Raw genomic sequence first — 10,633 nt, forward strand, 5'->3', positions numbered from 1 at the left:
GGGGGTCGCCGAGGCAGCAGGGCTCAGCAGTCTCCGCTGCGGCGTACGATCCGGGATTCCCACGCCTGCAACAGATCCGGGGCAGGCCGGTCCACCGTGCCGATCATCAACTCGGCGTCGGCCAGGTCGGCGACCAGGTCGTCCGGGAGCTGGGCCGGGCGCGAGGAACAGTTGGCGACCACGGTCAGCACGGTGTCGCCGCTGGCCCGGGTGAACACCCACAACTGGTCGTGCTCGGCAAGCCTGAGCTCGAAGGCACCGTCGACGACGGCGGGTTCGGCCTTGCGCAGAGCGATCAGCCGCTTGTAGTGCGCCAGCACCGAATCCGGATCGCCCTGCTGGGCGGCGACGTTGATCTCGGTGTGGTTGGGGTTGACCCCGATCCACGGCGTACCGGTGCTGAAGCCGGCGTTCGTCGTGGCGTCCCACTGCATCGGCGTCCGTGCGTTGTCCCGGGTCTGCACCGATTGCTGTGCCAGCAGGTTTTCCGGGTCGGCACCGGCGCCGGTGGCCTCGGCGTAGTGGTTCAGCGCCTCGATGTCACGGTACTGGTCGATCCGGGTGAATCCGGCGTTCGTCATGCCGATTTCCTCACCCTGATAGACATATGGCGTTCCGCGATGCAGGTGCAGCACGGTGGCCAGGGTCTTGGCCGAGGCGACCCGGTGCTCGGGTGAATCGTCGCCGAACCGGGACACCGCCCGCGGCTGGTCGTGGTTGTCCCAATACAGCGAGTTCCAGCCGGCGTCGGCCAACCCTGCCTGCCAGTGCGCCAGATTTCCTTTGAGAACAGGAAGCGGGATCGGAACCCGCTCCCACTTGGTGGCGCCGATGTCGAGGGCGACGTGCTCGAAGGTGAACACCATGTCCAGCTCGGCGCGGTCGGCGTCGGTGTAGCGACGGGCGTCCTCGACGGTCACCCCGGGCATCTCTCCGACGGTGACCAGGTTGCGGCCGGCGAGCACCTCGGTGTGCATCTCGTGCAGGAACTCGTGCATCCGTGGGCCGTCGGCAACCATCGGGAACGCCGGGGACAGCGGCCGCCCGGGCACCTCCGGTCCGTCGGCCAGCGGCTCGGTCTTGGAGATGAAGTTGATCACGTCCATCCGGAACCCGTCGACGCCGCGATCCAGCCACCAGCGCATCATCGCGTACACCGCCTGCCGCACCTCGGGGTTCTCCCAGTTCAGGTCGGGCTGCTTGCGGCTGAACAGGTGCAGGTAGTACTCGCCCGACCGCTCGTCGTACTCCCAGGCCGGGCCGGAGAAGGCGGACTCCCAGTTGGTCGGGGCGATCCGGTTGCCGTCGGCGTCCTCGCGGCCGGGCCGCCACCAGTACCAGTCGCGCTTCGGCGATTCGGGATCGCGCGACTCGACGAACCACGGGTGCTCATCGCTGGTGTGGTTGACGACCAGGTCCATCATCAGGGCGATCCCACGCTCGTGCAGGCCGGCGATCAACTCGTCCAGGTCGGCCAGGGTGCCGAAGCTCGGATCGATGTCGGTGTAGTCGGAGATGTCGTAGCCGTTGTCGTCCTGCGGTGAGCGATAGACCGGGCTCAGCCACAGCACCTCGACCCCGAGGTCGGCCAGGTGGTCGAGTCGCTGGATGATCCCGCGCAGGTCCCCCACCCCGTCGCCGTTGGAGTCGGCGAACGAGCGCGGATAGATCTGATAGACGACGGCGGAACGCCACCAGTCGGGATCGGCACGATGGGCAGGAACGACGAAACCACTCATGCCCCAATCGTGGCAGATCCCTGACCACCCAGTCAGTCCCCACTTTGTCAGTTGTTATGCGGAGATCTCCGGCACGAGGTTGCGCCGCGTCCCCGGGCATAACCAGTGACAAAGTGTGGGGGCAGGTGGGTCAGTGGGTGTTGGCGGAAGTACCGGGTTCGCGGCGGGAGCGGTCGCGCAGGAAGCGGGCGGGGATGTCGGCCAGCAGGTCGCGGTCCCAGGGGAGTTCCCAGCCGGCGAGCTGGATCAGCCCGTCGAGCAGGCCGGCGGTGAGACCCCAGATGAACAGCTCCCCCACCACGAACGCCGGGCCGCGATAACCGGACGGGTGGTGGGCGGTACGCCGATTCGCCGGGTCGAGCAGCTGGGCCAGCGGCACCTGGTAGACCGCCGCCACCTCGGCCAGATCCACCGGTACCACCGGGTGCGGCTCGCGCCACCAGCCGACCACCGTGGTCACGTCGAACCCGCTCACCGCGACGTGCACCGCCGGCACGTGACCGAGCAGCTCCACCCCACCGGCCTCGAGCCCGATCTCCTCGGCCGCCTCCCGCATCGCCGCGGCCTCCGCCGAGGCGTCGCCGGGGTCGATGGCGCCCCCGGGAAAGGCGAGCTGCCCGGCGTGGGAGCGCAGCGTCGCGGCCCGCTCGATCACCACCACCGACAGTTCCGGCTCGGTCGCGAACAGCGCCAGCACCGCCGCCGGACGCCCGCCGCGGCCGGGCCGCTCGGCGACCACCTCCGGCTGCACTTGCGGTTGCTCCAGCGCCCGAGTCAGGGCGGCGAGCGCCTCGGGCGTACGCCTCATCCGCGCGGCTCCCGGACCAACTTGGCGGCCTTGACCGGATCGGTCTCACCCTCGCCGTACCCCGGACACAGCGCCGCCACCGGACAGGCGCCACAGGCCGGGTTGCGGGCGTGGCAGCGGCGGCGTCCGTGCCAGATCACGTGGTGGCACAGCATCACCCAGTCCTTGCGCGGGAACAGCGCACCGACCTCGGCCTCGATCTTGTCCGGGTCGCTCTGCGTGGTCCAGCCGAAGCGGATCGACAGCCGCTTGAAGTGGGTGTCCACGGTGATGCCCGGTATGCCGAAGGCGTTGCCCAGCACGACGTTCGCGGTCTTGCGGCCCACCCCGGGCAGGGTCACCAGGTCGGCCAACCGCCCCGGCACCTGCCCGTCGAACCGTTCCACCAGCGCCTGGCTGAGCCGGATCACCGCGTCGGTCTTGGCGCGGAAGAAGCCGGTCGGGCGGATGATCTCCTCGAGCACCGCGCGATCGGCACCGGCCAGCGCGGCCGCATCCGGATAGCGCGCGAACACCTGCGGGGTGACCAGGTTGACCCGCTTGTCGGTGGACTGCGCCGACAGCACCGTCGCCACCAGCAGCTGCAGCGGATCGGCGAAGTCCAGCTCGCACTTCGCGTCGGGATAGGTGTCGGCCAGCACCCGGTTGATCTTGCGGGCCCGGCGTACCAGGGCCGTGGGCGGGGGCGGCACGACGGGAGGGCTGCTCGGCATGGCGTCAGCCTAGACCCGGCGCGCGGAGCCGGGTGTGATTCGATTCACGCTGGGCTCGACGGTAGCCTTGCCCAGAAGATTTGCCATTCAGGAGGGTCCGTGGAAGCCAAGGACGTGCTCAAGCAGGCGCCGCTGTTCAAGGGGCTTGATCAGGAGGCGTACCAGTCGCTTGCCTCCACCATGGGCTCGCTCAGCCTGGCCCGCGGTGCCGTCCTGTTCCACGAGGGCGATGTCGGTGACCAGCTGTTCGTCGTCGTCGACGGCAAGGTGAAGCTCGGTCGGCACGGCAGCACCGGGCGGGAGAACCTGCTCGCGGTGCTCGGGCCCGGTCAGATGTTCGGTGAGCTGTCGGTGTTCGACCCCGGGCCCCGCTCCACCACCGCCACCGCGGTGACCAAGTGCGAGTTGCGGGTGCTCGAACACGACGAGCTGATCCGCTGGCTGGACGGTCGCCCCGAGGTGGCCCGCGGCCTGCTCAGCCAACTCGCCGGACGACTCCGCCGGGCCAACGATGTGGTGTCGGACCTGGTGTTCTCCGATGTGCCCGGCCGGGTGGCCAAGGCGCTGCTCGATCTGGCCTCACGCTTCGGCGAGCGGACCGATCACGGACTGGTGGTGCACCACGAACTGACCCAGGAGGAGCTCGCCCAGTTGGTCGGCGCCTCCCGTGAGACGGTGAACAAGGCGCTCGCCGATTTCGCCGCCCGCGGGTGGATCCGGCTCGAGCCACGCTCGGTCACCATCACCGACCTGGAGCGGGTGGAACGCCGGGCGCGCTGAGCCAAGGGACCTCGAGGTACGCCAGCTGGGCGCGGGTGGATTCGGCGGCGGCGCCGCGTACGCCTTCGGGGACGTCGCCGTAGATCGCCTCGACGATCTGCTCCACCGTGTCCAGTCCGGAGGCGACGGCCTCGCGTACCTGCTGCAACCGCTCGTGCCGATGCGTCCGGTAATGATCCAACCAGGCAACGGGATCCGCCACATCCGGGCCGTGCCCCGGCAGGATCCGGCCAACCTCGTGATCGGCGACCAGCGCGAGCATCTCGTCCAACGACGCGAGATAGGAGCGCAGGTCACCGTCGGGGTGCACGATCACCGTGGTGCCCTCACCGAGCACCATGTCCCCGCTGAAGAAGTCCGCCGCCTGCGTGCCCTCCCCCGGCGACCCGTGCAGCACGAACCCGATCGAGTCGGCCGTGTGCCCCGGCAGATGCCGCACCTCGATCGCCCGATCCCCCAGCTCGACGGTCTCCCGATCCCGCAGCACGCGATCGCACAGCGCCGGATCGTACGCCCGAACGGCGGCCCCGAACCGCTCCGCCAGCCCCGGCGCCGCCTCGATGTGATCATGGTGATGATGGGTCACCCACACCTCGGAAATCCCGTTGGGGCAGGCATTCGCGACCGCCGCCAGGTGCCCGTCGTCCTCGGGTCCGGGGTCGATCACCACCGCCGGGCCGACCTCCGGCGCCAGCACCCACGTGTTCGTCCCGCCCAGGGTCATCGGCCCGGGGTTCGGGGCCAGCAGGCGGATCGGCGTCCAGCTCATGTCCAGCTCCCGTCGCGTCGCGGATGGCTCGGCCGCCACCCGTCCCCCTGCGGGACCAGTCGCGCCGTCACCGGTTCGATCACCCGCTGGGCGGCCACCTCACGGATCCGCGGCCAGGACCCGAGCAGCGCCAGCTCGGCGAGCACCGACCGGGTCGGCGGCAGCATCGCCACCTGCTCGGCCGCGGCATCCCGGTCGGCGGCCACCAGCTCGGCCACCGACACCCATTCGGCCCGGTCGGCCTCGGTGGAGGTGTTCCGCGGCTCCAGCCCCGGCGGGGCCAGCAGCAGGAAGAACCAGGTGTCATAGCGCTGCGGATGGTTTTCGGGGGTGATCCACCGCGACCACGGCAGCGGCGGCTCACCGAACCCGGGCCCGGCGAGATCCAACCCGGTCTCCTCCAGGCACTCCCGGCGCAGGCAGGCCCGCAGCGGATCGGCCGCCTGCTCGTCGACCGGCTCCTGTTTGCCACCGGGAAATGCCCACACCCCGCCGAACTGCATCCCGCGGCTACGGCGGACCAGCCAGGCCTGCAGCCCGCCACGACCCTCACGCAGCAGCACCAGGGTCGCCGCGGTCCGCGGCACGGCCACCGGCTGGCCGGGGGCCAGCGGCGTACGCCGTCGGGTGCCCGCCCAACTGGCCGGGGTCCGGGTCAGCACCTCGGGCGGGATCTCCTCGAAGACCTCCCAGGAGTGCGACCCGGCGTACGCCATCGCTCAGCGCACCCGGACGATCAGCTCGACCTCGACCGGGACGTCCAGCGGCAGCACCGCCACGCCGACGGCCGAGCGCGCGTGCCGACCGGCGTCGCCGAACACGTCGGCGAGCACCTCCGAGGCGCCGTTGCCGACCTTCGGCTGGTCGGTGAACTCAGGGGTGGAGGCCACGAACACGACCGCCTTGACGATCTGGGCGATGTTGTCCACCCCGCCGGCCCGCTCGGCCGCGGCGGCGATCGCGTTCAGCGCGCACACCCGCGCGGCGGCGACGCCCTGCTCCAGCGACACCTCCGCACCCAGCTTGCCGGTGGCGACCGGCTTGCCGTCGACGACGGGCACCTGCCCGGAGGTGTAGACCAGATCACCGGTCTGTACCGCCGGGACGTACGCCGCCACCGGGGTCGGCACCGGCGGCAGGATCAGGCCGAGCTCGTCGAGCCGATCGGATGCGCTCACTGGACCGGCCTCTTGAAATAGGCGACCAGGTTATCGGGGTTGGGTCCGGGCACGATCTGGACCAGTTCCCAGCCGTCGGCGCCGAAGTTGTCCAGGATCTGCTTGGTGGCGTGCACCAGTACCGGTGCGGTGAAGTATTCCCACTTGGTCATGGGCCGAGCGTAACCGCCGTCACGACAGGCCGATCACCTGCCCGTCGGCGTCCAGGTCGATCCGCGTCGCCGCCGGCCGCGCCGACAGCCCCGGCATGGTGCGAATCTCGCCACAGATCGGATAGACGAATCCAGCGCCGGCGGCCAGCCGCACCTCCCGCACCGGCAGCCGCCATCCGGTCGGCGCCCCCTTCAGCGCCGGGTCCGAGGAGATCGACAGGTGCGTCTTGGCGGTGCAGATCGGCAGCTCACCGAAGCCCTGTTCGGTGTACGCCCGGAGCTGGCGTTCGGCGGTGCTCGAATAGTCCACCCCGTCGGCCCCGTAGACCTCGGTGGCGATCGCCTCGATCTTGGCGGTCAGCGGCTCGGCCAGGTCATAGAGCGGGCGGAACTGCGCGGGTTGCTCGGTGGCGGCGATCACGGCCTCGGCCAGCTCGACCCCGCCCTCGGCCCCGTCGGCGACCCCGCTGTAGACCGCCGACCGGGCCCCGGCCGAGGCGGCGATCTCGGCGATCGCGGCCAGCTCGGAGGCGTGGTCGTCGGGGAAGCGGTTGATCGCCACCACCGCCGGTACGCCGTGGCGGCGGACGATCTGCAGCTGCTTGCACAGGTTGGCCGCGCCGGCGTGCACCGCGTCGGGATCCTCGGTGAGCAGGTCGTCGGGCAGCGGCTTGCCGGGGACCACCTTGAACCGGCCACTGGCATATTTCAGCCCGCGCACGGTGGCGACCACGACGGCCGCGTCCGGCGCCTCACCGGACACCCGGCACTTGATGTTGAAGAACCGTTCGGCCCCCATGTCGGCGCCGAAACCGGCCTCGGTGAGCACGAAGTCGGCGCAGCGCAGGGCCAGCTTGTCGGCCACCACCGAGGAGTTGCCGGTGGCGATGTTGCCGAACGGGCCGGCGTGCACCAGCGCGGGCGTACCGGTCAGGGTCTGCAGCAGGTTGGGTTTGATCGCCTCCCTCATGATCACCGCCATCGCCCCGGCCGCGCCCAGGTCTTCGGCGGTCACCGGGTGGCCGGCGCGGTCGGCGCCGACGACCACCCGGCCGAGCCGGGCGCGCAGGTCGGCCAGGTCGGTGGCCAACCCGAGCAGCGCCATCAGCTCCGAGGCGGCGGTGATGTCGAACCCAGCCTGTCGGGGTACGCCGTCCAGCCGCCCGCCGAGCCCGAGGACGACGTTGCGCAGGGCCCGGTCGTTCACGTCCAGCACCCGCCGCCAGTCCACCCGGGCAGGGTCGAGTTCGGGTTCGGTGACGGTGCCCCGCGCCACGTGGTGCAGGTGGTTGTCGACCATCGCCGCGAGCAGGTTGTGCGCGGCGGTGACGGCGTGGAAGTCGCCGGTCAGGTGCAGGTTGAGCTGCTCCATCGGGATCACCTGGGCGTACCCGCCGCCGGCGGCGCCGCCCTTGATCCCGAAGGTCGGTCCCATCGACGGTTGCCGGATGGTCACCACGGCCCGCCGCCCGAGCAGCCCGAACGCCTGGCCGAGGCCGACCGTGGTCGCGGTCTTCCCCTCCCCCAGCGGGGTCGGGGTGATCGCGGTGACCACCACATAGCGCCCGCGCGGCCGATCGCCCAGCTCGACCGCCGCCGGGTCGATCTTGAGCACCTGCCGGCCGTAGGGCTCGCAGGCCTCCTCGGGCAGTCCCAGCTCGGCCGCCACCTCGTGGATCGGGCGTGGCCGGGCCGCCCGGGCGATCTCAAGGTCGGACTTCATCGTGCTCCCTCAGTCGTGATCGAATCGCGCCCCCGAGGCTCGAGCCCCGTTTCTGGACACCTGACCTCATCATCTCGCCGGTGCCCGCGCTGCATACCCCCGGGTAGGGTTTGACCCATGCCAACGCCCACCGAGCCCCGCCTGCTGCACATCGTCAGTGGCAAGGGCGGCACCGGCAAGACCACCATCGCCGCGGCACTGGCGTGCGCCCTGGCCGGTTCCGGGCGCCGCGTGCTGCTGTGCGAGGTGGAGGGCCGACAGGGGTTGAGTGAGCTGTTCGGCGTACCCGAACTGGGCCCGGGCGAGGAGCGCCGCCTGGTGCGTACGCCCGCCGGCGGGCAGGTGTTCGGGCTGGCGATCGACGCCGAGTCGGCCCTGCAGGAATATCTGGAGACGTTCTATCGGCTCGGCGTGGCAGGGCGGGCGCTGGACCGGTTCGGGGTGTTCGACTTCGCCACCTCGATCGCACCCGGCCTGCGTGACGTGCTGCTCACCGGCAAGGTCTATGAGGCGGTACGCCGCGGCGCCAAGAAACGCAAGGACGCCTATGACGCCGTCGTGCTCGACGCCCCGCCGACCGGTCGGATCGCCCGCTTTCTCAACGTGCACGAAGCGGTCTCCGGGCTGGCCAGGGTCGGCCCGATCCGCAACCAGGCCGACTCGATCATCAAGGTGTTCCGCTCGCCGCAGACCGCGGTGCACCTGGTCACCATCGCCGAGGACATGCCGGTGACCGAGACCCTGGAGGCGATCGAGGAACTGTCCCCGACCGGGATCGAGGTGGCGGACCTCATCTGCAACCAGGTCACCGAGACCGGGCTGGACGACTCCGAGCTGGATCTGGCGATCCGCGGCAGACTCCCGTTGACGGTGCCCGGGCTGGACGCCGACACCACCGGCCGGCTGGCGAACGAGCTGGCGACCGAGGCCGCGTGGATCCGCGAGGAGCGGCAGTGCCAGGAGCTCCTGCGTACGCCGCGGCTGCCGCTGGCGCTGATCCCGGCCGACCCCGGCGGGATCGATCAGGCGGCGTTGTTCCAGATCGCCGACGAACTGCGCGCCCAACTCCCCGAGGAGCTCGGCTGATGGCCAGGCGTACCAGAGCAACGCGGTTGGAACTCGACCCGCTGCTGGCCGATCGGAGCGTGCAGATCGTGATCTGCTGCGGCTCCGGCGGCGTCGGCAAGACGACCACGTCGGCCGCGCTGGCGCTGCGGGCCGCCGAGCAGGGCCGCCGGGTGGTGGTGCTGACCATCGACCCCGCCCGCCGGCTCGCCCAGTCGCTCGGGCTGACCGAGCTGGACAACACCCCGCGCGAGGTGGCCGGGGTGGACACCGCCGCCGGCGGCCGGCTGGACGCGATGATGCTGGACATGAAGCGCACGTTCGACGACGTGGTGACCGCTCACGCCAGCCCGGCCAAGGCCGAGCAGATCCTGAACAACCCGTTCTATCAAGCGTTGTCGACCTCGTTCTCCGGAACGCAGGAATACATGGCGATGGAGAAGCTCGGGCAGCTGCACGAACAGGCGACCAAGGACGACCGCTGGGACCTGATCGTGGTGGACACCCCGCCGTCGCGCTCAGCGCTGGACTTCCTGGAGGCGCCCGAGCACCTGAGCCGACTGCTCGACGGCCGGATGCTGCGGATGCTGCTCGCCCCGGCCCGCGGCCCGTTCAAGCTGATGTCGGTCACGGTCAACCTGGTGATGGGAGCGATGGACAAGATCCTCGGCGCCCAGGTGCTGCGCGACGTGCAGACCTTCGTGACCGCCTTCGACACCCTGTTCGGGGGATTTCGGCAGCGGGCCGAGGCGACCCTGGCGAATCTGTCCTCGGCGCACACCCGCTTCCTGGTGGTGGCCTCACCGAGCCGGGATGCGCTGCGCGAAGCGGCGTACTTCACCGATCGGCTGCGTGAGGAGGAGATGCCGCTGGCCGGGGTGGTGGTGAATCGGGTGCACGGGTCGTCGGTGGAGCTGTCGGCCGATCGGGCGATGGCGCTGGTCGAGGAACTCGATCCCGACAGCGACCGGGTGGCCCGGCTGGCGCTGGAGCGGCACGCGGATCGGATGCGCCGTCAGGTGCGCGAACGGGACCTGATCCGCCGGTTCGGGGTGACCAACCCGGGCGTACGCCTGGCCGAGATCCCGGCGCAGCTGGGGGACGTGAACGATCTGGCGGCGCTACGCGCCGTGGGGGGCGCTCTCGCCGAGCAGCACTGAGGCCCACGAGCCGACGTCGCTGCGCACCCGCAACAGGTGCCGGCGCTCACGCTCGGTCATCCCACCCCAGACGCCCCACTCGATCCGGTTGTCCAGCGCCTCGGCGAGACATTGCGCGCGTACGCTGCAGCCGAGACAGACCTGTCGGGCGCGCTTCTGCGCGGCGCCCTCGACGAACAGTGCGTCCGCCGAACCCTGACAGTTGGCCCTGGTGGACCATTCGTGCGTGAGGGTCATGCTTCCTCCCCAATAGCGCCCAGCGAGGGGTACGCGTGGCCGGAAGGACCCCCGCGTCGCTGCAGCGTTGGCATGATGTTATAAAAGTCGACACGGATTTCGCCAGTCCCAGGGGCCCGATGAGACCGAACTCATACCGTTGAGTAGCGGAACCGCCCGCAGACTGCCCGATCGGCGCTAGGTGTACCCGGCCAGGACGTTGGTAGCGGCGAGCCTGGTTGAACGAACGAGAACCTCCGAATGGGATGTGGCTTGTCGAAGGCCCACGCCAACCCGGAGGTTCTCATGTCCCACGGTAGTGCCCGATTG

12 protein-coding genes are annotated in these 10,633 nt (G+C 70.5%); 3 read left to right on the top strand and 9 right to left on the bottom strand.

Going from position 1 to position 10,633, the window contains the following annotated elements; all coding sequences use genetic code 11:
- Nucleotides 1-23 precede the first annotated feature (23 nt).
- From CGZ93_RS04975 to nth, 3 genes are all read right to left on the bottom strand, one after another.
- The gene (locus CGZ93_RS04975; RefSeq protein WP_094363051.1) at nucleotides 24-1,739 is read right to left on the bottom strand and encodes an alpha-glucosidase; all 1,716 of its coding nucleotides are present in this window, start codon (nucleotides 1,737-1,739) and stop codon (nucleotides 24-26) included.
- Between the two features lie 130 nt (nucleotides 1,740-1,869).
- On the bottom strand, nucleotides 1,870-2,547 hold the full coding sequence (locus tag CGZ93_RS04980; protein WP_094363052.1) for an NUDIX hydrolase: 678 nt from the start codon (nucleotides 2,545-2,547) through the stop codon (nucleotides 1,870-1,872).
- Nucleotides 2,544-3,260 carry an endonuclease III gene (nth, locus tag CGZ93_RS04985; protein ID WP_094363053.1) on the bottom strand — a complete coding sequence of 239 codons (717 nt, stop codon included), beginning with the start codon at nucleotides 3,258-3,260 and terminating at the stop codon, nucleotides 2,544-2,546. The genes CGZ93_RS04980 and nth overlap by 4 nt, the downstream gene beginning before the upstream one ends.
- 99 nt (nucleotides 3,261-3,359) lie before the next feature.
- On the opposite strand from nth, the gene CGZ93_RS04990 reads away from it, so the two are divergent.
- Nucleotides 3,360-4,040 carry a Crp/Fnr family transcriptional regulator gene (locus CGZ93_RS04990; RefSeq protein WP_229117208.1) on the top strand — a complete coding sequence of 227 codons (681 nt, stop codon included), beginning with the start codon at nucleotides 3,360-3,362 and terminating at the stop codon, nucleotides 4,038-4,040.
- On the opposite strand, the gene CGZ93_RS04995 is transcribed toward CGZ93_RS04990, so the two are convergent.
- The 5 genes from CGZ93_RS04995 to CGZ93_RS05015 are packed head-to-tail and all read right to left on the bottom strand — an operon-like array spanning nucleotide 4,003 to nucleotide 7,862.
- Nucleotides 4,003-4,809 (bottom strand): MBL fold metallo-hydrolase, encoded by an 807-nt coding sequence (locus tag CGZ93_RS04995; protein WP_094363068.1) that lies wholly within the window; start codon nucleotides 4,807-4,809, stop codon nucleotides 4,003-4,005. The two genes, CGZ93_RS04990 and CGZ93_RS04995, sit on opposite strands and share 38 nt — an antisense overlap.
- Nucleotides 4,806-5,525, bottom strand: coding sequence for an NUDIX hydrolase (locus CGZ93_RS05000; protein ID WP_094363054.1), 720 nt, complete (start codon nucleotides 5,523-5,525; stop codon nucleotides 4,806-4,808). Before CGZ93_RS05000 ends, CGZ93_RS04995 begins: the two co-directional genes overlap by 4 nt.
- A gap of 3 nt (nucleotides 5,526-5,528) precedes the next feature.
- Entirely contained in the window at nucleotides 5,529-5,987 is a 459-nt protein-coding gene (locus tag CGZ93_RS05005) for a RidA family protein (protein ID WP_094363055.1), read from the bottom strand.
- On the bottom strand, nucleotides 5,984-6,139 hold the full coding sequence (locus CGZ93_RS05010) for a DUF4177 domain-containing protein (protein WP_094363056.1): 156 nt from the start codon (nucleotides 6,137-6,139) through the stop codon (nucleotides 5,984-5,986). Before CGZ93_RS05010 ends, CGZ93_RS05005 begins: the two co-directional genes overlap by 4 nt.
- A 19-nt stretch (nucleotides 6,140-6,158) precedes the next feature.
- On the bottom strand, nucleotides 6,159-7,862 hold the full coding sequence (locus CGZ93_RS05015) for a formate--tetrahydrofolate ligase (protein WP_094363057.1): 1,704 nt from the start codon (nucleotides 7,860-7,862) through the stop codon (nucleotides 6,159-6,161).
- A 117-nt stretch (nucleotides 7,863-7,979) separates the two neighbouring features.
- Between CGZ93_RS05015 and CGZ93_RS05020 the strand changes: the two genes are divergently transcribed.
- Entirely contained in the window at nucleotides 7,980-8,948 is a 969-nt protein-coding gene (locus CGZ93_RS05020; RefSeq protein WP_094363058.1) for an ArsA family ATPase, read from the top strand.
- A complete protein-coding gene (locus CGZ93_RS05025) occupies nucleotides 8,948-10,087 on the top strand; it encodes an ArsA family ATPase (RefSeq protein WP_094363059.1) in 1,140 nt (379 codons plus the stop codon). Before CGZ93_RS05020 ends, CGZ93_RS05025 begins: the two co-directional genes overlap by 1 nt.
- Here CGZ93_RS05025 and CGZ93_RS05030 read toward each other — a convergent pair.
- Nucleotides 10,049-10,324 (bottom strand): WhiB family transcriptional regulator, encoded by a 276-nt coding sequence (locus CGZ93_RS05030; RefSeq protein ID WP_094363060.1) that lies wholly within the window; start codon nucleotides 10,322-10,324, stop codon nucleotides 10,049-10,051. The genes CGZ93_RS05025 and CGZ93_RS05030 overlap by 39 nt on opposite strands.
- Nucleotides 10,325-10,633: the final 309 nt, after the last annotated feature.

This window comes from Enemella dayhoffiae, from assembly GCF_002250625.1.
GTDB lineage: Bacteria > Actinomycetota > Actinomycetes > Propionibacteriales > Propionibacteriaceae > Enemella > Enemella dayhoffiae.

Excerpts from the sequence above, each read along its gene's own strand:
- CGZ93_RS04995 (WP_094363068.1), bottom strand. The coding sequence starts at position 4,809 with ATGAGCTGGACGCCGATCCGCCTGCTGGCCCCGAACCCCGGGCCGATG.
- CGZ93_RS05010 (WP_094363056.1), bottom strand. The coding sequence starts at position 6,139 with ATGACCAAGTGGGAATACTTCACCGCACCGGTACTGGTGCACGCCACC.
- CGZ93_RS05025 (WP_094363059.1), top strand. The coding sequence starts at position 8,948 with ATGGCCAGGCGTACCAGAGCAACGCGGTTGGAACTCGACCCGCTGCTG.
- CGZ93_RS05015 (WP_094363057.1), bottom strand. The coding sequence starts at position 7,862 with ATGAAGTCCGACCTTGAGATCGCCCGGGCGGCCCGGCCACGCCCGATC.
- CGZ93_RS04980 (WP_094363052.1), bottom strand. The coding sequence starts at position 2,547 with ATGAGGCGTACGCCCGAGGCGCTCGCCGCCCTGACTCGGGCGCTGGAG.
- CGZ93_RS05000 (WP_094363054.1), bottom strand. The coding sequence starts at position 5,525 with ATGGCGTACGCCGGGTCGCACTCCTGGGAGGTCTTCGAGGAGATCCCG.
- nth (WP_094363053.1), bottom strand. The coding sequence starts at position 3,260 with ATGCCGAGCAGCCCTCCCGTCGTGCCGCCCCCGCCCACGGCCCTGGTA.
- CGZ93_RS05030 (WP_094363060.1), bottom strand. The coding sequence starts at position 10,324 with ATGACCCTCACGCACGAATGGTCCACCAGGGCCAACTGTCAGGGTTCG.
- CGZ93_RS04975 (WP_094363051.1), bottom strand. The coding sequence starts at position 1,739 with ATGAGTGGTTTCGTCGTTCCTGCCCATCGTGCCGATCCCGACTGGTGG.
- CGZ93_RS05020 (WP_094363058.1), top strand. The coding sequence starts at position 7,980 with ATGCCAACGCCCACCGAGCCCCGCCTGCTGCACATCGTCAGTGGCAAG.